The sequence below is a fragment of the Salmonella sp. SAL04214 genome (assembly GCF_046550615.1).
Taxonomy (GTDB): domain Bacteria; phylum Pseudomonadota; class Gammaproteobacteria; order Enterobacterales; family Enterobacteriaceae; genus Salmonella; species Salmonella enterica.
Map to the genome: position 1 here is coordinate 35,713 of NZ_JBGDXT010000010.1, position 20,780 is coordinate 56,492.

The following is a 20,780-nucleotide window of genomic DNA, read 5'->3' on the forward strand; positions in this document are numbered from 1 at the left end:
TATGATGATCGGTTTACGTCCTGCTTTTTCGACAATGTTATTTCTGCTGTTATTGACCGGCGGCGTGTATCCGCTTCTGACCACGGCGCTGGGGCAGTGGTGGTTTCCCTGGCAGGCTAATGGCTCGCTGATTCATAAAGACCATGTGATACGTGGCTCAGCGCTTATCGGACAATCGTTTACCGCCGCGGGCTATTTTCATGGCCGGCCCTCCGCCACCGCCGATACGCCTTATAATCCACTGGCGTCGGGCGGAAGCAACCTGGCCGCCAGCAATCCCGAACTGGATGCGCAAATACAGGCCCGCGTCGCCGCGCTACGCGCCGCTAACCCCCAGGCGAGCTCCGCGGTTCCGGTTGAGCTGGCGACAGCGTCGGCAAGCGGGCTGGATAATAATCTGACGCCCGGCGCCGCGGCATGGCAAATCCCCCGCGTGGCGGCGGCTCGCCAGCTTCCCGTTGAACAGGTCGCGCAACTGGTTGCAGAATATACGCACAGGCCGCTGGCGCGCTTTCTTGGGCAACCGGTAGTGAATATTGTTGAGCTTAATCTGGCGCTGGATGCGCTACAGGGACACAGAGCGAAATGAACGACGAACCCTTGCGTCCTGATCCGGATCGCTTGTTGGAACAAACGCCCCCGCCCCACCGGGGGAAGTTGAAAATTTTCTTCGGCGCCTGCGCAGGCGTCGGAAAAACCTGGGCGATGCTGGCGCAAGCGCAGCGGCTGCGAGCGCAGGGGCTGGATGTGGTGATCGGCGTGGTAGAGACGCACGGCCGTAAAGAGACCGCCGCGCTACTTGACGGGCTGACCATTCTGCCGCCAAAACGTCACTCGCACCGGGGGCGGCAAATTCGCGAATTTGACCTGGATGCCGCCCTCGCCCGGCGTCCGGCGCTGATTTTAATGGATGAGCTGGCGCACAGTAACGCGCCTGGCTCACGCCATCCTAAGCGCTGGCAGGATATTGAAGAGCTGCTGGAAGCGGGAATCGACGTTTTCACCACCGTGAACGTACAACATCTGGAAAGTCTGAATGATGTGGTGAGCGGCGTCACGGGGATTCAGGTGCGCGAAACCGTCCCCGATCCCTTTTTTGATGCCGCCGATGAAGTCGTACTGGTCGATCTGCCGCCCGACGATCTGCGCCAACGGCTCAACGAAGGTAAAGTGTATATCGCCGGTCAGGCGGAACGCGCTATTGAACATTTTTTCCGCAAGGGCAATCTGATCGCCCTCCGCGAGCTGGCGCTACGCCGGACAGCCGATCGCGTGGACGATCAGATGCGCGCCTGGCGCGCGCATCCGGGCGAAGAAAAAGTATGGCATACCCGCGATGCGATTTTACTGTGTATCGGGCATAACACCGGCAGCGAAAAACTGGTGCGTACCGCGGCGCGTCTGGCCTCCCGGCTCGGCAGCGTCTGGCATGCCGTCTATGTCGAAACGCCAACGTTACACCGCTTACCGGAAAAGCAACGGCGGGCTATTTTAAGCGCGCTGCGCCTGGCGCAGGAGCTTGGCGCGGAAACCGCCACCCTGTCCGATCCCGCCGAAGAGAAAGCGGTCGTGCGCTATGCCCGCGAACATAATCTGGGGAAAATCGTCATGGGCCGCCCGGCGTCGCGACGCTGGTGGCGACGTGACGCTTTCGCCGATCGTCTTGCCAGACGCGCGCCGGATCTCGATCAGGTGATCGTCGCGCTGGAAGAACCGCCTGCCCGCGCGTTGGCGCAAACGCCTGATAACCGACCTTTTAAAGAGAAATGGCGTGGGCAGATTCAGGGCTGTCTGGTCGCCGTGGCGCTTTGCGCCATCACCACGCTTATCGCTATGCAGTGGCTTGTCACCTTCGACGCCGCCAATCTGGTGATGCTCTATTTGCTGGGCGTAGTGGTGATTGCGCTGCTTTACGGACGCTGGCCGTCGGTGGTGGCGACGGTGATTAACGTGGCGAGTTTCGATCTCTTTTTTATCGCGCCACGCGGTACGCTCGCCGTTTCAGACGTGCAGTATTTGCTGACCTTTGCTGTGATGCTGACGGTTGGTCTGGTGATTGGCAATCTTACTGCCGGGGTGCGCTATCAGGCGCGCGTCGCCCGTTATCGGGAACAACGTACCCGCCATTTATATGAAATGTCTAAAGCACTGGCCGTCGGGCGTAGCGAACATGATATCGCCGCGACCAGCGAGCGGTTTATCGCCTCGACGTTCCAGGCGCGCAGCCAAATTTTATTACCTGATGCTAACGGTAAGTTGCTGCCTCTCACCCACCAGCAAGGCATGACGCCGTGGGACGACGCAATTGCGCGCTGGAGTTTTGATAAAGGCCAGCCTGCCGGCGCAGGCACCGATACCCTCCCTGGCGTGCCTTATCAAATCCTGCCGCTGAAAAGCGCCGATAAAACGTACGGTCTGGCTATCGTCGAACCGGGTAATTTGCGTCAGTTAATGGTGCCGGAGCAGCAACGCCTGCTGGAAACATTCACTCTGCTTGTCGCCAACGCGTTGGAACGACTGACGCTGACCGCCAGCGAAGAACAGGCGCGTCTCGCCAGCGAGCGCGAAAGTATTCGCAACGCTCTGCTGGCGGCGCTGTCGCATGATTTACGCACGCCGCTGACGGTATTGTTCGGCCAGGCGGAAATTTTGACGCTGGATTTAGCCAGCGCAGGATCGCCCCACGCGCGTCAGGCCAGTGAAATCCGCCAGCATATTCTCAACACCACCCGGCTGGTGAATAATTTGCTGGATATGGCGCGTATTCAGTCCGGCGGGTTTAATCTTAAAAAAGAGTGGCTGACGCTGGAAGAGGTCGTCGGTAGCGCGTTACAGATGTTAGAGCCGGGTTTATTGCATCCGATTACATTGTCGCTGCCGCAACAGTTAACGCTTATCCATGTCGATGGCCCCTTATTTGAGCGTGTCCTGATCAACTTGCTGGAAAACGCCGTTAAGTACGCCGGGCCGCAGGCCAGTATCGGCATTGATGCTGCGGTTAAGGACGATCGTTTACAACTGGATGTCTGGGATAACGGGCCGGGTATTCCTGCGGGGCAAGAACAGAAGATTTTCGATAAGTTCGCCCGCGGCAACAAAGAGTCCGCCGTCCCCGGCGTGGGGCTGGGGCTGGCGATTTGCCATGCTATCGTAGAGGTACACGGCGGCACGCTTACCGCCTATAATCGACCGCAGGGCGGCGCCTGTTTCCGTGTGACGCTGCCGCAAGGAAAGCCACCTGAACTTGATGATTTTCATGAGGATATGTGACAAACGTTCTGATTGTTGAAGATGAACAGGCCATCCGCCGCTTTCTGCGCGCCGCGCTGGAAGGCGACGGCCTGCGCGTGTATGAAGCTGAAACATTACAACGTGGTTTACTGGAAGCCGCCACGCGAAAGCCCGATCTGATTATTCTCGATCTCGGCCTGCCGGACGGCGACGGAATCGATTTTATTCGCGACCTGCGTCAGTGGAGCGCAATACCGGTGATTGTCCTTTCCGCACGCAGCGAAGAAAGCGATAAGATTGCCGCGCTTGACGCCGGAGCTGATGATTACCTGAGCAAGCCATTCGGCATTGGCGAGTTGCAGGCGCGTTTGCGTGTCGCGCTGCGACGGCACGCCGCCAGCCCTTGCGCCGATCCGATCGTCCGCTTTTCCGGCGTGACGGTCGATCTCGCCGCACGGTTGATCCACCGTGGCGACGAAGAAATCCATCTGACGCCGATTGAGTTCCGCCTGCTGGCGGTATTACTCAATAATGCCGGCAAGGTATTAACCCAACGGCAGTTATTAAACCAGGTCTGGGGCCCTAACGCCGTGGAGCATAGCCACTATTTGCGCATCTATATGGGACATTTACGCCAGAAACTGGAACAAGATCCCACCCGCCCACGCCATTTTATTACCGAAACCGGAATTGGCTATCGCTTTATGCCGTGAATAGCCATTCATTATTTTTAAATAACTTCTAATTTTTATGTCATTTATTTTCGGCGTCGCGAATAATTATTTTCGCGGCGATATTATATTTTATGAAGGATATAAAAAACATATAATTAACATTTAAGAAACAATCCGTTATTTCACAGCACGATATGCATAATCGCCGACTAATTATTTTTCAAATGATCGTTTTTTGTTGATCTGGTTCACAGATCGCTGGCGCTCCCTGGATAAAATATCCATGCTTTCAATAAATCAATGAAAGGACCTCAAAATGGAAAATAATAATCGTTTTATGCCCCATATAAGGCGGACAACGCATATTATGATGTTTGCCCACCGTAATAGTTTCGATTTTCATTTCTTTAATGCCCGGTAGTTTTTCTGCTACGGGTACTTCAGCATACAGGTCTTTCCGACCCTTATGTCATTCAGGTCTATTGCCTAAATAACTCGAATTGTTAAAAGCGACAGCACGGTAATTCCTTTACACCAAGCCAGCTAACCATCTGGTTTGATAGAAGAAATTCCGACTCAGCGCAATTTTAGTTATCACGGTTTCTGCCTGTATATCGTAGTACTCAACTCCTTAAATCCTGAATTTCCTGCAACCGGACGGGTTGGGATTTATTACATCTAAAATAAAGCTAATTTACTGATTTTTTTATCAGCGGGATAGCTTTTATTTTTTCCGGAAGAATCAGTTTCTCATGCGAGAAATTGAGGGCCTGCTATTACCTGAAATAAAGAGATGAAAAAATGTCAGAATTAAAAATTGCCGTTAGCCGTCATTGCCCGGATTGTTTTTCTACACACCGTAATATTGTAAATGTTGATGAGAGTCGTTTCATCGACGTGGCTGCCATCGTGTTATCCATCGACGACATTGAACACGGAAAACTCGATGAAATCGACGCAACGGGTTACGGTATTCCCGTGTTTGTCGCGACTCATGACGAAGGGCGCGTACCGCCTGAGTATTTGCCGCGTATCTCTGGTGTATTCGAATATAATGAATCCCGTACTGCCTTCTATGGTCGTCAGTTGGAAACCGCAGCAAGCCACTACGAAACGCAGTTACGTCCACCGTTTTTCCGCGCGCTGGTGGATTATGTCAACCAGGGCAACAGCGCATTTGACTGCCCGGGGCATCAGGGCGGCGAATTCTTCCGCCGTCATCCTGCCGGTAATCAGTTCGTGGAATACTTTGGCGAAACGCTCTTCCGCTCCGACCTATGCAACGCGGACGTGGCGATGGGCGATCTGCTGATTCACGAAGGCGCGCCTTGCATTGCGCAGCAACATGCGGCGAAAGTCTTTAACGCCGATAAGACCTACTTTGTGCTGAACGGGACCTCCTCCTCTAACAAAGTCGTACTCAACGCGCTGTTAACGCCGGGCGATCTGGTACTGTTTGACCGTAACAACCACAAATCTAACCACCACGGCGCATTATTGCAGGCGGGCGCAACGCCAGTTTACCTGGAAACCGCGCGTAACCCGTATGGTTTTATCGGCGGGATCGACGCTCACTGCTTCGAAGAAGATTACCTGCGCGAGCTGATTAGCGAAGTCGCGCCGCAGCGTGCCCGCGAAACACGTCCATTCCGTCTGGCCGTCATCCAGTTAGGCACCTACGACGGTACCATTTATAACGCCCGTCAGGTCGTCGATAAAATTGGTCATCTGTGCGACTACATCCTGTTTGACTCCGCCTGGGTCGGCTATGAACAATTTATTCCGATGATGGCCGATTGTTCGCCGCTGCTGCTGGAACTGAACGAAAACGATCCGGGTATTCTGGTGACGCAGTCCGTTCATAAACAACAAGCCGGTTTCTCCCAGACCTCGCAGATCCATAAAAAAGATAGCCATATCAAAGGGCAATCGCGCTACGTTCCGCATAAGCGCATGAACAACGCCTTTATGATGCACGCCTCCACCAGCCCGTTCTATCCGCTGTTCGCCGCGCTGGACGTTAACGCCAAAATGCACGAAGGCGTCAGCGGTCGCAATATGTGGATGGATTGCGTGGTTAACGGCATCGATGCCCGTAAATTGATCCTCGAAAACTGTCATCACATCCGTCCGTTCGTACCGGAACTGATTGATGGTAAGCCGTGGCAGTCATACCCGACGTCAGAGATCGCCAGCGATCTGCGCTTCTTCCACTTCGTTCCGGGAGAACACTGGCATGCGTTTGAAGGCTATGCCGAACATCAGTACTTTGTCGACCCTTGCAAACTGCTGCTCACCACACCGGGCATTAATGCAGCGAGCGGCGAATATGAAGACTTTGGCGTTCCTGCCACGATCCTCGCCAACTTCCTGCGCGAGAACGGCGTTGTGCCGGAAAAATGCGACCTCAACTCCATTCTGTTCCTGCTGACGCCGGCAGAAGACATGGCGAAGTTACAACAGCTTGTCGCCCTGCTGGCTCGTTTCGAAAAACTGCTGGAAGCTGATGCGCCGTTAGCGGAAGTATTACCGTCCATCTACAAACAGCATGAAGCGCGTTATGCCGGCTACACCCTGCGTCAGCTTTGCCAGGAGATGCACGATCTCTATGCGCGGCACAACGTGAAACAGCTGCAAAAAGAGATGTTCCGTAAATCGCATTTCCCGAAAGTCAGTATGAATCCGCAAGAGGCCAACTATGCCTATCTGCGCGGCGAGGTCGAACTGGTTCGCCTGCCGGAAGCGGAAGGTCGTATCGCGGCTGAAGGCGCTTTGCCTTACCCGCCGGGAGTGCTGTGTGTAGTTCCGGGTGAAATCTGGGGCGGTTCTGTCCTGCGTTACTTCAGCGCCCTGGAAGAAGGGATCAACCTGCTGCCGGGCTTTGCGCCTGAACTGCAGGGCGTTTATATCGAAGAACACGACGGCCGTAAGCAGGTCTGGTGCTACGTCATTAAACCTCGTGACGCACAGCGCTCCCTGCTGAAGGAGGAAAAATTATGAGTAAACCTAAATCCAATAAAATGGGTGTCGTGCAGCTCACAATTCTGACTATGGTCAACATGATGGGCTCCGGGATCATCATGCTACCGACCAAACTGTCTGAAGTCGGCACGATATCCATTATCTCCTGGCTGGTCACCGCCGTCGGCTCGATGGCGCTGGCCTGGGCGTTTGCGAAATGCGGTATGTTTAGCCGTAAATCCGGCGGCATGGGCGGTTACGCCGAATATGCCTTCGGTAAATCCGGCAACTTTATGGCGAACTATACCTACGGCGTCTCGCTGCTGATCGCCAACGTGGCTATCGCCATCTCCGCTGTCGGCTATGGCACCGAACTGTTCGGCGCCGCGCTGACGCCGCTCCAGATCGGTCTGGCGACTATCGCCGTATTGTGGGTTTGTACCATCGCAAACTTTGGCGGCGCGCGTATTACCGGACAGATCAGTAGCGTTACCGTTTGGGGCGTCATCATTCCGGTTGTCGGCCTGTGCATCATTGGCTGGTTCTGGTTTAGCCCCAGCATGTACGTAGCGTCATGGAACCCGCACCATGTTCCGTTCTTTAGCGCGGTCGGTTCTTCCATCGCCATGACGTTGTGGGCATTTCTTGGACTGGAATCCGCCTGCGCCAACGCAGACGTGGTCGAGAATCCGGAAAAGAACGTCCCCATCGCGGTACTGGGCGGTACGCTGGGCGCGGCGGTCATCTATATCGTTTCGACTAACGTGATTGCCGGGATTGTGCCGAACATGGATCTGGCGAACTCCACGGCGCCGTTTGGTCTGGCGTTTGCACAGATGTTCACGCCTGCGGTAGGTAAAGTGATCATGGCGCTGATGGTAATGTCCTGCTGCGGCTCGCTGCTGGGCTGGCAGTTCACTATCGCTCAGGTCTTTAAATCCTCCGCTGACGAAGGCTATTTCCCGAAAGTCTTCTCTCGTGTAACGAAAGTCGACGCGCCGGTACAGGGGATGCTGATTATTGTGATTATTCAGACTGGCCTGTCGCTGATGACCATTAGCCCGTCGCTGAATAGTCAGTTTAACGTCCTGGTTAACCTGGCGGTGGTGACGAACATTATTCCGTATATTCTGTCGATGGCCGCGCTGGTTATCATTCAGAAAATGGCGAATGTGCCGTCATCAAAAGCGAAAGTCGCTAACTTCGTGGCCTTCGTTGGCGCCATGTATAGCTTCTACGCGCTATATTCCTCCGGTGAAGAAGCCATGCTGTACGGCTCAATTGTGACCTTCCTCGGCTGGACGTTATATGGCCTGGTCTCACCGCGTTTTGAATTGAAAAATAAACACGGCTGATGGCGCGCCCGGGCTGCGGTAACGCTAGTCCGGGCATTTTCACTCTTTGAATAAGATAATAGAAATGAGTAATCCAGAACGGGAAGTCACTGATATAGCAGAAATACTGGCTATTCTCAGTAAACACGAAGTGTGTCGGATAGGGTTTAACGACAATCTCTGTCCGTATGTTGTCCCCGTAAATTTTGGCTACGAGTATCAGAACGGACGCTGGATATTTTATTTTCACGGCGCACGCACCGGGAAAAAGATGCGTCTGTTACGTAAGAACCCGGCAGTATGCATTGAAATGGACGGCGACCATGCATTACTACGTGCCGATGACCCCTGTGATTATAGCTACGCCTACACCAGCGTTTTCGCCACCGGACTGGCATCGATATTGCAAACACGCGAGGAGATGCGCTACGGCCTGGACGTCATTATGCGCCAGACCGATCCGGGAAAAACCTTCAGTTATCGGGAAGATATGATGAAAGCGGTTTGCGTGGTGCGTATTGAATGCGACGCCCTCACCTGCCGCCGACATCTGGCGACTCAGAGCGAATAAGTCTGATATCACAAGCGCCTTATCCGGCCTGGAGGCGGTTTACAGGCCTGATAAGCGCAGCGCCGTTAATACAAAAAAGGAGCCGTAAGGCTCCTTTTTCTTCCATATCGCCCATCAGGCGTTTTTCAATACTTCGCTAACGATTTCAACGGCTTCTTTCTCAATCTGCTTGCGATGCTCTTCCCCCAGGAAGCTTTCGCAATAGATCTTGTAAGCGTCTTCCGTACCGGATGGACGCGCGGCGAACCAGCCGTTGTCGGTCATTACCTTCAGGCCGCCAATCGATGCGCCATTACCCGGCGCTGCGGTAAGACGCGCGGTAATCGGGTCGCCTGCCAGCGTGCTGGCGCTCACCATTTCCGGAGACAGTTTAGACAATGCCGCTTTCTGGGCCGAGGTCGCTGCCGCCTGCAGACGGTTATAGCTCGGGGCGCCAAAACGCGCTGCCAGTTCATTGTAATGCTCTTGCGGGTTTTTCCCGGTAACGGCGGTGATTTCCGCCGCCAGCAGGCACATGATGATCCCGTCTTTATCGGTAGACCACGGCGTACCGTCGAAACGCAGGAACGAAGCGCCCGCGCTCTCTTCCCCGCCGAAACCAAAGCTGCCGTCGAACAAACCGTCAACAAACCATTTGAAGCCTACCGGCACTTCTACCAGCTTGCGTCCCAAGTCATTCACCACGCGGTCAATCATCGCGGAAGAGACCAGCGTTTTACCGACAGCCACGTCTTTGCCCCACAGCGGACGATGCTGGAACAGATAGTTAATGGCGACCGCCAGATAATGGTTCGGGTTCATCAGCCCTGCAGGCGTCACGATGCCATGACGGTCGTAGTCCGGGTCGTTAGCGAAGGCCAGGTCAAACTTGTCACGCAGCGCCAGTAAACCCGCCATCGCACATTCGGAGGAACAATCCATACGGATCGCGCCGTCTTTATCAAGGTGCATAAAGCGGAAGGTTTGATCAACCTGATCGTTAACTAACGTCAGGTTAAGCTTGTAATGCTCAGCGATACGTTTCCAGTATTCAATACCGGAGCCGCCCAGCGGATCGACACCCAGCGTCAGACCGGCTTTCTGAATCGCCGCCATATCAACGATATCCGCCAGCCCTTCGACAAACGGCTGTACCAGATCTACCGCTTTAACGTGGCCCGAGGCCATTGCCGCATCCAGAGAGATGCGCTTAACGCCTTGCAGGCCGCCCGCCAGCAGCGCATTGGCACGATCTTCTACCACTTTAGTGACGTTGGTATCCGCCGGGCCGCCATTGGGCGGATTATATTTAATACCGCCATCTTCCGGCGGGTTGTGCGACGGCGTAATGACAATACCATCAGCCAGCGGGCCGCCTTTTTTGTTATGGACCAGGATAGCATTTGACACGGCAGGCGTTGGCGTAAAGCCATTATTTTCCTGCACGATAACGTCTACGCCGTTTGCCGCCAGCACTTCCAGCACGGAAATGAAGGCCGGTTCCGAGAGCGCATGGGTGTCTTTCCCCACATAGCAGGGGCCGGTAATGCCATTTTTCGCCCGCTCTTCAGCAATCGCCTGGGCGATCGCCAGAATATGCGGTTCGTTGAAACTGTGACGACCTGCGCTACCGCGATGGCCGGAAGTGCCAAATTTCACGGCATGTTCTGCATTCCCTGCCTCCGGTTTCAGTACATAATACTGCGCCGTCAGTTGGGCGACGTTAATCAAATCACTCTGTTGCGCGGGTTGTCCTGCGCGGTTGTGGATTGCCATTGCCTGGTCCTTCTAATGCAAGGATTAAATTGTTCCGCAAACCTTTTCAATCAATTCCGCCGGGAATTGCATTGACTGCATGATGTGTTCGATCATGCTGCATTTACGGCCGGTGTTGGTGTTGGTGATCACCCAGTACGGCGTGCCGGGAACGTGCTTAGGTTTAGTTTGATTCCCATTTTTCAGCAGCGTTTGTTCATCCGCCGCAAAATAGACGCGCGTGCGGCCATGCAACGACTCCGTCGCCTCCGCAAACGCGTGGTGATCCAGTGAATAGAGTGTAGTCAGAATCAGCATAAAGCGGTTGACCGCTTTTTTCTGCTCGGCATATTCGTCAGACAACAATAGCTCACGCATCGCGCGAACTTTGTCTTTTACCGGGTTGACCGGTTTCGCTTCGGCAACGGGTTGCGCCGCAGGCGTCCCCTTCACCGCTGAAGCCGTTGGCTGTGTCGTGGCGGAAAACTTCAACATACGCCGTAAAATGTCGGATGCGCTCTCGCCGATATGCTTGGTGTGGCTGGCAATATAGCTATAGAGTTCATCATCAACTTCAATCGTTTTCATCTTAATCCAGTGCGATGTCTTTGCTGAATACAAGTCATTGGGATTATAGGAACAAATCCCAACAGCGGATAGCGTTAAGCCCGGCTGACAAAAAAACTCGGAGTAAACCTTAGAGGTTGCAGCCCAGTGGCAGAATGGTCAACATAATACCCTAACCCGACAGAGCGAAAAAAAGAACTTTGCCATGAAATTAAACATCCGAGCGCAATCTGCACAAAACCTGCACAATAATTCCCCCATCGTTCTCGTTCATGGTCTGTTTGGCAGCCTGGACAACCTCGGCGTACTGGCGCGCGATCTGGTGACCGATCACGACATTATTCAGGTCGATATGCGCAATCATGGTTTATCGCCGCGCGATCCGGTCATGGATTATCCGGCAATGGCCCAGGATCTTCTGGATACGCTTGACGCGCAGCAGATTGAAAAAGCGACGTTTATTGGTCATTCCATGGGCGGAAAAGCGGTAATGGCGCTGACGGCGCTGGCGCCCGATCGCATCGATCGTCTGGTCGCGATTGATATCGCCCCCGTGGATTATCACGTTCGCCGCCACGATCGCATTTTCGCGGCCATTAACGCCGTCAGCGAATCCGACGCGACATCCCGCCAACAGGCGGCAGGGATTATGCGCCAGCACCTCAACGAAGAAGGCGTGATCCAGTTTCTGTTAAAATCCTGGGCTGAAGGCGAATGGCGTTTTAATGTTCCGGTATTATGGGAGCAGTATCCGCATATCGTCGGCTGGGAAACCATTCCGCCCTGGGAACATCCGGCGCTGTTTATTCCAGGCGGTAACTCGCCGTACGTGACCGAAGCGTACCGCGACGCGCTGCTGGCGCAATTCCCTTTGGCGCGCGCGCATGTGATCGCCGGCGCGGGCCACTGGGTACATGCCGAAAAACCAGAGGCGGTTCTGCGCGCCATCCGCCGTTATCTGCACGATAAACGCTAACTGATTAAAAACTCATCGCCTGTGCGCGATTACGCGCGCGGGCGTTGGCGTCGCTTCCTCGCTGATGTATGATGGCGCGCTATCCATCCGGGCATAAGCCTGGCTGATTGTTTCCCCCGAAGTCACCAAAATCATGGCCAAAGAACAAACGGACCGTACGACATTAGATCTGTTCGCGCACGAGCGTCGCCCGGGACGACCTAAAACGAATCCGCTTTCGCGCGATGAACAGTTACGCATCAACAAGCGCAACCAGTTAAAACGCGACAAAGTTCGTGGCCTCAAGCGTGTCGAATTAAAACTCAACGCACAAGCGGTTGACGCGCTGAATGAGCTGGCCGAAGCGCGCAACATTAGCCGCAGCGAGCTCATTGAAGAAATTTTAATGAAGCAGCTTATGGCGCTGCGCGGCCAGGGTTTAGTCTGAAAATAAGTTTTGTTTCATATTTCGTGTAGCAGAGCGTGCAGTCCCGCGTGATTGCTGTTTCCGCATATCTGCCTGTTCTGCTATGATTGCCCTTATCCGTGGGCAATTCGCCACCACCATTTCAATAAGTTTCAAGAGGTTATTTTACTCATGGCAATCACTGGCATCTTTTTCGGCAGCGACACCGGTAATACCGAAAATATCGCAAAAATGATTCAAAAACAGCTTGGTAAAGACGTTGCCGATGTGCATGACATTGCAAAAAGCAGTAAAGAAGACCTGGAGGGGTATGACATTCTGCTGCTGGGCATCCCAACCTGGTACTATGGCGAAGCGCAATGTGACTGGGATGACTTCTTCCCGACTCTCGAAGAGATTGACTTTAACGGTAAGCTGGTGGCGCTGTTTGGCTGTGGCGATCAGGAAGACTACGCGGAATACTTCTGTGATGCGCTGGGCACGATTCGCGACATTATCGAGCCGCGCGGCGCCACGATTGTGGGTCACTGGCCAACCGCAGGCTATCATTTTGAAGCCTCTAAAGGTCTGGCTGACGACGATCATTTTGTCGGTCTGGCGATTGACGAAGACCGTCAGCCTGAACTGACCGCCGAGCGTGTTGAAAAATGGGTTAAGCAAGTTTCGGCTGAATTGCACCTCGACGACATCCTCAACGCCTAATCTTATGCGGCGCAGCGTTATATCTGCGCCGCATCAATAGACAAGACCAATCAAAATAATTGCTACAAATTTGTAACTTTCGCACCCATCCCTGTACAATGTCCGGGTGTAATCAGGTGGCGCCAGAATTTGCAGGCAAAACCACAGTTTTATTAACATCTGCGAGAGACTTGCGGTTTTCATTTCGGCATGGCAGTCCTATAATGATACGCATTATCTTGAGTGCAATTTCTGTCACTTCTCTAATGAAGTGAATCGCTTAGCAACAGGACAGATTCCGCATGACTGACAACAATACCGCATTAAAGAAGGCTGGCCTGAAAGTAACGCTTCCTCGTTTAAAAATTCTGGAAGTTCTTCAGGAACCAGATAACCATCACGTCAGTGCGGAAGATTTATACAAACGCCTGATCGACATGGGTGAAGAAATCGGTCTGGCAACCGTATACCGTGTGCTGAACCAGTTTGACGATGCCGGTATCGTGACCCGCCATAATTTTGAAGGCGGTAAATCCGTTTTTGAACTGACGCAACAGCATCATCACGACCATCTTATCTGCCTTGACTGCGGAAAAGTGATTGAATTTAGTGATGACTCTATTGAAGCGCGCCAGCGTGAAATTGCGGCGAAACACGGTATTCGTTTAACTAATCACAGCCTCTATCTTTACGGCCACTGCGCTGAAGGCGACTGCCGCGAAGACGAGCACGCGCACGATGACGCGACTAAATAAGTGTAAATCTTTCGAAGAGCCAACCGCCCGGTTGGCTTTTTTATATCCTCCTCTTTCCTGCCGCTTGATGTTGATTTAATGTAAAAAACGCTATCGCATCTCAGGAGAGCAGGAATGGAGCTTCGCCAGTTACGCTATTTCGTGCGTATTATTGAAACCGGCAGTATGGGCAGCGCCGCACAGGATCTTGATATTGGCGTTTCAGCATTAAGTCAACAGATGTCCCGTCTGGAAAACGAGCTCGCCATCCGTCTGCTGCAGCGCACCTCGCGCGGCGTAACGCCAACCAACGCCGGGCTGGCCTTTTATTCACAGGCGCAACTCGCCCTGCGTCATGCCGACGACGCAATTCTCGCCGCCAGAGAAGCGCGCCTTTCCGGTCATGTGAGCGTAGGAATGGCCCCCAGTACCGCCTCCATACTGGGTATACCGTTTATCCATGCCATGCAGGAAAACTATGCCGATGTCCGACTGCATGTGGTGGAAAGCTTGTCCGGTAATCTGGAAAGAATGATCAATACCCGCCAGATTGATTTAGCCGTTGTCTTTCAAAAAGATAAAATCCTGCGCTGGAGCGCCAGACCGATCCTTGAAGAACAGCTTTTTCTGATTGGCTCCCATGCCCTGCTGGCGGCGCTTCCTGATAACCCGATCACACCTGAACAACTGGCAGGCATTCCGCTCATTATGCCAAGCCAGGGACATGGGCTGCGCGGCAGGCTGGACGCTGTCTGCCAGGAACATGCGCTTAACGTTGAAATCGTCGCGGAAATTGACGGCCTGGCGTTGTTGATGCGCGCCGTGCGCGACGGTCTTGGCGCCACGTTGCAGCCCGGCGCGGCGATTTCTCATCTGGATAACGACGCGCTACGCGTGATCGGCGTCCATAATCCGGTACTCAGCCGCCCCAATTTTTTAGTCAGCCTGTCGGATGATGAACTGACGCCCGCCGGCCTTGCCGCCAGAGTAGTCCTTACCAAAGTTATGCGTCAGTTAGTCGACGCCGGTGAATGGCCAGGCGCAACCCTTTACGCTTACTAAACCCCTGTTTAGCGCTACCTGATAGCGCGCCGCTTATTTATCCGTATACATTTCAATTACAAATTTAACAAATAGTTAAATGGTACGGGAGTATAAGATGGTTGATGTACTGGTGATAGGCGGAGGCAATGCCGCATTATGCGCCGCCCTGACCGCACGGGAAGCGGGCGCATCGGTTCTGCTGCTGGAGGCTGCCCCGCGAGAATGGCGCGGCGGAAATTCTCAGCACACACGAAACCTGCGCTGTATGCATGATGCGCCGCAGGATGTGCTGGTAGAAAGCTATCCTGAAGAGGAATTCTGGCAGGATCTGTGGCGAGTCACCGACGGCAACACCAACGAGGCGCTGGCGCGGCTGGTCATTCGCACCTCTTCGCAATGCCGCGACTGGATGCGCAAACATGGCGTTAACTTTCAACCGCCATTATCTGGTGCGCTCCACGTTGCGCGCACCAATGCGTTTTTTATGGGCGGCGGGAAAGCGCTCGTCAATGCCTATTACCGTAGCGCCGAACGGCTGGGCGTACAGATTCGCTATAACACGCCGGTTCACGCGCTTGAACTTCATGACGGCGAATTCGTGGCAGCGCTGGCGGGTAGCGAACGTATTACCGCCAAAGCCTGCGTATTAGCGGCTGGCGGTTTCGAATCAAACCGTGAATGGCTGCGGGAGGCCTGGGGAGAAAACGCCCGCGGCGAATGGCCCGCGGATAATTTTCTGATTCGCGGCACGCGTTTTAACCAGGGCGTATTACTCAAATTTATGATGGATGCCGGCGCGGATATCATTGGCGATCCGTCCCAGTCGCACTGCGTAGCGATTGATGCCAGGGCGCCGCTATACGACGGCGGTATTTGTACTCGCGTGGATTGCGTATCGCTGGGTATTGTCGTGAATCGCGACGCCGAACGTTTTTATGATGAAGGCGAAGATTTCTGGCCGAAGCGTTACGCCATTTGGGGGCGGCTGGTGGCTCAACAGCCAGGACAGATTGGCTATTCGATTATTGACAGCAAAGCCATCGGCCACTTTATGCCGCCGGTTTTTCCTGGCGCGCAGGCCAATACGCTGGCTGAACTGGCCTGCCAGTTGGGGCTGGACGCGGAAAAATTTACCCATACCGTCACGCAGTATAACCAGGCCTGCCAACCCGGTCATTTTGATCATACCTTGCTTGATGACTGCGCCACCAAAAACCTGACGCCGGCGAAAACCCACTGGGCGCGCCCGCTTGATGCGCCGCCCTACTACGGTTATGCGCTGCGACCCGGCATCACGTTTACCTACCTGGGTCTGAAAGTTAACGAACGTGCCGCGGTGCATTTTGCCGGTCATCCAAGCCGCAACCTGTTTGTTGCCGGCGAGATGATGGCAGGAAATGTTCTGGGCAAGGGGTATACCGCAGGCGTAGGCATGTCTATCGGCACAACCTTTGGCCGCATTGCGGGAATAGAAGCCGCCCGCGCGGCACACAAGGAGGCGCAGCATGAAACAGCTTGAAAAATTAATCATTGAGGCCACCGTGCTTACCGAACCGGAAGCCGAGGTCGAACGCGTCATGCAAGTGTGTAACGCGTGTCGCTACTGCGAAGGTTTTTGCGCAGTATTTCCGGCGATGACCCAGCGGCTCGAATTCGGTAAAGCCGATATTCATTATCTGGCGAATTTATGTCATAACTGCGGCGCCTGCCTGCACGCGTGCCAGTACGCGCCGCCCCATGAATTTGCCATTAACGTGCCGAAAGCGATGGCGCAAGCCCGCCTGGAGACGTATCAACAGTATGCCCAGCCCGCCGCTTTTGGCGCGTTATACCGCCGGGCGGGGATCACCGTCGCGCTGGCGCTGATAGTCGGTCTGACGCTCTTTTTATTACTGGCGATGGCGCTGAAAGGGTCGCTGATTCATCCGCCGCTGGCCGGTGACTTCTATCAAATTTTTCCGCATAGCCTGCTGGCATGGATGTTTGGCTCAGTTTTTGTGCTGGCAATCGGTTTGCTTATGGCGGGCGTAATCCGCTTCTGGCGTGAGATCTCGCCGGGCGTACCGCGTTCGGCGGAGATTGCGGAAGCGTCGCACAATGCGTTAACGCTGAAATATCTCGACGGCGGTCACGGCAAAGGCTGTAACGAAGCGGACGATGCATTCACGCTGCTGCGCCGTCGCTTTCATCACTTTACCTTCTACGGTTTTATGCTCTGTTTTGCCGCCACGGTAGTGGCGACAGGCTATCACTACGTCGCCGGTTGGGAAGCGCCCTACCCGTTCTTTAGCCTGCCGGTCATGCTCGGCACGCTGGGCGGTATCGGTCTGCTTATCGGCCCGGCCGGGCTACTGTGGCTCAATCTGCGGCGGTCGCCGTTACATGGCGATGCGCGCCAGAACCCCATGGATCGCGGCTTTATTCTGCTGCTGTTCTTAACCAGCCTTACCGGGCTGGCGCTGCTGGCAGGCAGAGACACCAGCGGAATGGGCATACTGCTGGCGCTCCATTTAGGTGTGGTGATGGCGCTCTTTCTCACCCTTCCCTACGGAAAATTCGCCCACGGATTTTTCCGCTGCGCGGCCTTACTCAAATGGGCTGTTGAGAAGCGACGCGGAAAACATGCGGGGGATACAGGCAACTGACCCGCAACATCTTACCCATAAAACAATAAAGACAGTGGAGAGCAAACCCTATGGCACAACACACACCTGCAACATCGCGCGCCGGCACGTTCGGCGCAATACTGCGCGTGACAAGCGGCAATTTTCTTGAACAGTTTGATTTTTTCTTGTTCGGATTTTACGCCACCTATATCGCCAGAACGTTTTTTCCGGCGGAAAGCGAATTTGCCTCATTAATGTTGACCTTTGCCGTCTTTGGCTCCGGTTTTTTAATGCGCCCCGTCGGCGCGATTGTGCTTGGCGCCTATATTGACAGAATCGGACGTCGTAAAGGGCTGATGGTGACGCTGGCGATTATGGGCTGCGGTACGTTGCTCATCGCCCTCGTCCCCGGCTACCAAACGATCGGCCTGGCAGCGCCTGCGTTGGTGCTGTTGGGCCGGTTATTACAAGGATTTTCTGCGGGCGTTGAGTTAGGCGGCATCTCGGTCTATCTGTCCGAAATCGCAACGCCAGGCAATAAAGGGTTTTATACCAGCTGGCAATCCGCCAGTCAGCAGGTCGCGATCGTTGTCGCCGCGTTGATTGGTTATAGCCTGAATATCACGCTGGGACACGACGCGATATCGGAGTGGGGCTGGCGAATTCCGTTCTTTATCGGCTGTATGATCATTCCGCTGATTTTTGTTTTACGTCGTTCATTACAAGAAACAGAAGCGTTTTTACAACGCAAGCATCGCCCCGACACCAGGGAAATTTTTGCAACTATCGCCAAAAACTGGCGCATTATTACGGCCGGAACGCTGCTGGTAGCGATGACCACCACAACGTTTTATTTTATCACCGTTTATACGCCGACCTATGGCAGAACCGTGCTTAATCTCAGCGCGCGGGACAGTTTGATCGTCACCATGTTGGTGGGGGTGTCCAATTTTATCTGGTTACCCATTGGCGGCGCGATTTCCGACCGGATTGGCCGTCGCGCCGTATTAATGGGCATTACGTTGCTGGCGCTGATCACCACCTGGCCCGTCATGCAGTGGCTGACCGCCGCGCCCGACTTTACCCGCATGACGCTGGTACTGCTGTGGTTCTCTTTCTTTTTTGGCATGTATAACGGCGCAATGGTCGCGGCGTTAACCGAAGTGATGCCAGTCTATGTGCGTACCGTTGGTTTCTCGCTGGCCTTTAGCCTGGCGACGGCAATTTTTGGCGGCCTGACGCCAGCCATCTCTACCGCGCTGGTAAAGTTAACCGGCGATAAAAGCTCGCCCGGCTGGTGGCTGATGTGCGCGGCGTTATGTGGACTTGCCGCGACGGCGATGCTGTTTGTACGTCTGAGTCGCGGCTATATCGCGGCAGAAAATAAAGCCTGAAAAAACCACGGGCGGAAAACATTCGCCCGTGGGTGGCAAGGCAGGGTTTTATTGCACGTTATTATGACTGCGAATTTCCTGCCAGACCTTATCGCAGTCAGCCTTGACCGCCTGATCGTTACCCGTGCGCGTCGCCTGAATGCACTGCTGATAGTCCAGTACCCGCACGCTTTCTTCGTTAGCAAATTGCTGATGTTTGCGCTCTTTTTTAAGGGCATTCAGTACGCTTTGGCAGGCCTCTATCTTCTCAGGCGAGCCCTGTGCGGTATTGATACAGGCGCTGTACGCCTCTTTCAGCCGGCTATCTTCTTCCGGCGCGGGTGATGACGCGCAGGCCGTCAAACCGGCGGTCATGCTGGCGATGAGTAAAATTTTTTTCATAGGTCGTTCCTCAACAACGCGGCAGACCGGCAGCCTGCCGCATCTGACATCAGAAAATAGTGAATGGCGCAATAACGATAAATTTCACGTCACGCTCATCCTGGAAGATGTTGCCGTAACCACCGCCCCAGCTTGGAATATTGGAGTGGTTGTCATATTCGGTGAAGTGCAGTTTGAACATGGTGCCTTTGGCACGCCCCTCCTGCAGGGTATAGACCGCATCCAGACTGTATGAGGACTCTTCGATAGTGCGGTTTTTGTCGTAGTAAGCATCCGGGTTACTTTGCCAGGTTGCCGGTTTAGCATCCCAGGCGTAAACGTAAGACGCGCCCACAGCCCAGCCCGGCAGATTCCAGTTTTTCAGGTCATACATCGCGCCGAAGAAAACCGCCTTTTCACCGTTAGCGTTAAAGTCGGAGCGGTTATCCCACCAGATATCCAGACGACCGTTTGAAGAGGCGTAGGTTGGCGTCATACGTTGCAGAAAATAGCCCTGCTGACCGTCCGCTTTCACCCAGGTACCTTCCAGACGCAGGTCAACCACTTCCGCGACTTTGTAGCCGAAGGTCAACGCCTGCAGCCAGGCCGTACCGTCGTAAATATCATTCACGCTGCGATCGTCTACTTTGTCGCGCGCGCCGTAGAACTGGTAACTGGTGGTGAACGGATTGCCGCCTAAATCAAATTTATAGCTGGCCTTCGCGAAATATTGATCGACATAGCCTTCGGACTGACCAAACGCCGCTTCCAGCACCAGATCATTTTTGAAGTCGTACTTCGCGCCGATGGAGTGGAGATAATCTACATTGGTTTTTTTATCCGCCTGATAAAACTTATCCATTTCGGTATGCCACGGCGCTTTATATTCGTTAGTCCACATGTAGGAAAAACTTAACGCGCCCGCATCGCCATAGTCAAAACTGGCGCCGGCTTCCGCACCCTGATAAGTACCCGGCATAAAACTCCAGTGCGGCGCTAACAGCGTCTGACCGGTAGGCTGAATATAACCGGCGCGCGCCCAGACCGGGCCATATTTAAATTTCGCGGCGGCTTTATAAAGACTGATACCGCTCTTATCGCCGGAATAGTCTTCGTCGTAGCCTTTATTCTTTTTCGAGAAGGCAATTTCGTTTGGATGACCGCTGTCGCCGTTTTCTGCCATTTCAATCGCGGTAAACGCCGCGATATCCAGACCGAACATATCCGCAGCGTAACCAGACTGAAAATCCAGGTTAGCGTTCCAGGTCGCATGAGAAAGGTTAGTTTTATATTTGTCGCCGTCGGTCACATCTTTGCGATCGCGTTCACGCTGCCAATAATAGATGCCGCCCGTTAACGTGGAGTCGTCGAAAAAGCCGGAGGCTTGCGCCTGCGGAACAACGATCCACCCCGACATTGCTGTGATACCGGCGATAGCCAGAGCCAGCGTACTACGTTTGCCACTAAACGTACGCATAAGTTAATCCTCTTTGACGTATAAATTGCT

19 protein-coding genes and 1 pseudogene are annotated in these 20,780 nt (G+C 54.0%); 16 read left to right on the forward strand and 4 right to left on the reverse strand.

Annotated features, from left to right (window positions below; all coding sequences use genetic code 11):
• Positions 1-4: 4 nt before the first annotated feature.
• From kdpC to ACLJQD_RS16785, 7 genes are all read left to right on the forward strand, one after another.
• Positions 5-589: a potassium-transporting ATPase subunit KdpC gene (gene kdpC, locus ACLJQD_RS16755; RefSeq protein WP_023214137.1), complete on the forward strand. Its 585-nt coding sequence runs from the start codon at positions 5-7 to the stop codon at positions 587-589.
• A complete protein-coding gene (gene kdpD, locus ACLJQD_RS16760; RefSeq protein ID WP_000997487.1) occupies positions 586-3,270 on the forward strand; it encodes a two-component system sensor histidine kinase KdpD in 2,685 nt (894 codons plus the stop codon). The genes kdpC and kdpD overlap by 4 nt, the downstream gene beginning before the upstream one ends.
• A complete protein-coding gene (gene kdpE / locus ACLJQD_RS16765) occupies positions 3,267-3,944 on the forward strand; it encodes a two-component system response regulator KdpE (RefSeq protein ID WP_000186053.1) in 678 nt (225 codons plus the stop codon). The genes kdpD and kdpE overlap by 4 nt, the downstream gene beginning before the upstream one ends.
• 277 nt (positions 3,945-4,221) lie before the next feature.
• Positions 4,222-4,326, forward strand: a complete 105-nt coding sequence (gene speFL, locus ACLJQD_RS16770; RefSeq protein WP_015632840.1) for a leader peptide SpeFL — start codon at positions 4,222-4,224, stop codon at positions 4,324-4,326.
• Positions 4,327-4,706: 380 nt separating this feature from the next.
• Entirely contained in the window at positions 4,707-6,905 is a 2,199-nt protein-coding gene (gene speF / locus ACLJQD_RS16775; RefSeq protein WP_017441675.1) for an ornithine decarboxylase SpeF, read from the forward strand.
• Positions 6,902-8,221 (forward strand): putrescine-ornithine antiporter, encoded by a 1,320-nt coding sequence (potE, locus tag ACLJQD_RS16780; RefSeq protein WP_000042658.1) that lies wholly within the window; start codon positions 6,902-6,904, stop codon positions 8,219-8,221. Before speF ends, potE begins: the two co-directional genes overlap by 4 nt.
• Before the next feature lie 64 nt (positions 8,222-8,285).
• Positions 8,286-8,771 carry a pyridoxamine 5'-phosphate oxidase family protein gene (locus ACLJQD_RS16785; RefSeq protein WP_000070056.1) on the forward strand — a complete coding sequence of 162 codons (486 nt, stop codon included), beginning with the start codon at positions 8,286-8,288 and terminating at the stop codon, positions 8,769-8,771.
• Positions 8,772-8,885: 114 nt separating this feature from the next.
• Here ACLJQD_RS16785 and pgm read toward each other — a convergent pair whose 3' ends face one another.
• Both pgm and seqA read right to left on the reverse strand, forming a co-directional pair.
• The gene (pgm, locus tag ACLJQD_RS16790; RefSeq protein WP_000974385.1) at positions 8,886-10,526 is read right to left on the reverse strand and encodes a phosphoglucomutase (alpha-D-glucose-1,6-bisphosphate-dependent); all 1,641 of its coding nucleotides are present in this window, start codon (positions 10,524-10,526) and stop codon (positions 8,886-8,888) included.
• Between the two features lie 24 nt (positions 10,527-10,550).
• A complete protein-coding gene (gene seqA / locus ACLJQD_RS16795) occupies positions 10,551-11,093 on the reverse strand; it encodes a replication initiation negative regulator SeqA (RefSeq protein ID WP_000848395.1) in 543 nt (180 codons plus the stop codon).
• A gap of 184 nt (positions 11,094-11,277) precedes the next feature.
• On the opposite strand from seqA, the gene ybfF reads away from it, so the two are divergent.
• The 9 genes and pseudogenes from ybfF (at position 11,278) to tcuC (ending at position 18,913) form a co-directional block, all read left to right on the forward strand.
• Complete coding sequence (gene ybfF / locus ACLJQD_RS16800) at positions 11,278-12,048, forward strand: esterase (protein ID WP_000773245.1); 771 nt, start codon at positions 11,278-11,280, stop codon at positions 12,046-12,048.
• A gap of 133 nt (positions 12,049-12,181) precedes the next feature.
• Positions 12,182-12,475, forward strand: coding sequence for a LexA regulated protein (gene ybfE, locus ACLJQD_RS16805; RefSeq protein WP_001040939.1), 294 nt, complete (start codon positions 12,182-12,184; stop codon positions 12,473-12,475).
• 150 nt (positions 12,476-12,625) lie between these two features.
• Positions 12,626-13,156: a flavodoxin FldA gene (gene fldA, locus ACLJQD_RS16810; protein WP_001018621.1), complete on the forward strand. Its 531-nt coding sequence runs from the start codon at positions 12,626-12,628 to the stop codon at positions 13,154-13,156.
• 203 nt (positions 13,157-13,359) lie between these two features.
• Positions 13,360-13,445 (forward strand): annotated as a pseudogene (locus ACLJQD_RS16815) (ryhB-regulated fur leader peptide).
• Positions 13,438-13,890, forward strand: coding sequence for a ferric iron uptake transcriptional regulator (fur, locus tag ACLJQD_RS16820; protein ID WP_000131699.1), 453 nt, complete (start codon positions 13,438-13,440; stop codon positions 13,888-13,890). Before ACLJQD_RS16815 ends, fur begins: the two are co-directional and overlap by 8 nt.
• 114 nt (positions 13,891-14,004) lie before the next feature.
• Entirely contained in the window at positions 14,005-14,931 is a 927-nt protein-coding gene (tcuR, locus tag ACLJQD_RS16825) for a tricarballylate utilization LysR family transcriptional regulator TcuR (protein ID WP_000423371.1), read from the forward strand.
• A 97-nt stretch (positions 14,932-15,028) separates the two neighbouring features.
• Positions 15,029-16,432 carry an FAD-dependent tricarballylate dehydrogenase TcuA gene (tcuA, locus tag ACLJQD_RS16830; RefSeq protein WP_000228705.1) on the forward strand — a complete coding sequence of 468 codons (1,404 nt, stop codon included), beginning with the start codon at positions 15,029-15,031 and terminating at the stop codon, positions 16,430-16,432.
• Entirely contained in the window at positions 16,419-17,558 is a 1,140-nt protein-coding gene (tcuB, locus tag ACLJQD_RS16835; protein ID WP_017441674.1) for a tricarballylate utilization protein TcuB, read from the forward strand. Before tcuA ends, tcuB begins: the two co-directional genes overlap by 14 nt.
• Before the next feature lie 50 nt (positions 17,559-17,608).
• A complete protein-coding gene (tcuC, locus tag ACLJQD_RS16840; protein ID WP_017441673.1) occupies positions 17,609-18,913 on the forward strand; it encodes a tricarballylate/proton symporter TcuC in 1,305 nt (434 codons plus the stop codon).
• 48 nt (positions 18,914-18,961) lie between these two features.
• On the opposite strand, the gene chiQ is transcribed toward tcuC, so the two are convergent.
• Complete coding sequence (chiQ, locus tag ACLJQD_RS16845) at positions 18,962-19,294, reverse strand: ChiQ/YbfN family lipoprotein (protein WP_017441672.1); 333 nt, start codon at positions 19,292-19,294, stop codon at positions 18,962-18,964.
• A 49-nt stretch (positions 19,295-19,343) separates the two neighbouring features.
• Positions 19,344-20,750 carry a chitoporin ChiP gene (gene chiP / locus ACLJQD_RS16850; protein ID WP_001258803.1) on the reverse strand — a complete coding sequence of 469 codons (1,407 nt, stop codon included), beginning with the start codon at positions 20,748-20,750 and terminating at the stop codon, positions 19,344-19,346.
• Between the last annotated feature and the right edge of the window lie 30 nt (positions 20,751-20,780).

What these genes read in the sequence shown, in the direction of transcription:
- potE (WP_000042658.1), top strand. Translation starts at nt 6,902, where the DNA reads ATGAGTAAACCTAAATCCAATAAAATGGGTGTCGTGCAGCTCACAATT.
- pgm (WP_000974385.1), bottom strand. Translation starts at nt 10,526, where the DNA reads ATGGCAATCCACAACCGCGCAGGACAACCCGCGCAACAGAGTGATTTG.
- chiQ (WP_017441672.1), bottom strand. Translation starts at nt 19,294, where the DNA reads ATGAAAAAAATTTTACTCATCGCCAGCATGACCGCCGGTTTGACGGCC.
- ybfE (WP_001040939.1), top strand. Translation starts at nt 12,182, where the DNA reads ATGGCCAAAGAACAAACGGACCGTACGACATTAGATCTGTTCGCGCAC.
- fur (WP_000131699.1), top strand. Translation starts at nt 13,438, where the DNA reads ATGACTGACAACAATACCGCATTAAAGAAGGCTGGCCTGAAAGTAACG.
- kdpC (WP_023214137.1), top strand. Translation starts at nt 5, where the DNA reads ATGATCGGTTTACGTCCTGCTTTTTCGACAATGTTATTTCTGCTGTTA.
- tcuB (WP_017441674.1), top strand. Translation starts at nt 16,419, where the DNA reads ATGAAACAGCTTGAAAAATTAATCATTGAGGCCACCGTGCTTACCGAA.
- seqA (WP_000848395.1), bottom strand. Translation starts at nt 11,093, where the DNA reads ATGAAAACGATTGAAGTTGATGATGAACTCTATAGCTATATTGCCAGC.
- ybfF (WP_000773245.1), top strand. Translation starts at nt 11,278, where the DNA reads ATGAAATTAAACATCCGAGCGCAATCTGCACAAAACCTGCACAATAAT.
- fldA (WP_001018621.1), top strand. Translation starts at nt 12,626, where the DNA reads ATGGCAATCACTGGCATCTTTTTCGGCAGCGACACCGGTAATACCGAA.
- chiP (WP_001258803.1), bottom strand. Translation starts at nt 20,750, where the DNA reads ATGCGTACGTTTAGTGGCAAACGTAGTACGCTGGCTCTGGCTATCGCC.
- speFL (WP_015632840.1), top strand. Translation starts at nt 4,222, where the DNA reads ATGGAAAATAATAATCGTTTTATGCCCCATATAAGGCGGACAACGCAT.
- kdpD (WP_000997487.1), top strand. Translation starts at nt 586, where the DNA reads ATGAACGACGAACCCTTGCGTCCTGATCCGGATCGCTTGTTGGAACAA.
- speF (WP_017441675.1), top strand. Translation starts at nt 4,707, where the DNA reads ATGTCAGAATTAAAAATTGCCGTTAGCCGTCATTGCCCGGATTGTTTT.
- tcuR (WP_000423371.1), top strand. Translation starts at nt 14,005, where the DNA reads ATGGAGCTTCGCCAGTTACGCTATTTCGTGCGTATTATTGAAACCGGC.
- tcuC (WP_017441673.1), top strand. Translation starts at nt 17,609, where the DNA reads ATGGCACAACACACACCTGCAACATCGCGCGCCGGCACGTTCGGCGCA.
- ACLJQD_RS16785 (WP_000070056.1), top strand. Translation starts at nt 8,286, where the DNA reads ATGAGTAATCCAGAACGGGAAGTCACTGATATAGCAGAAATACTGGCT.
- tcuA (WP_000228705.1), top strand. Translation starts at nt 15,029, where the DNA reads ATGGTTGATGTACTGGTGATAGGCGGAGGCAATGCCGCATTATGCGCC.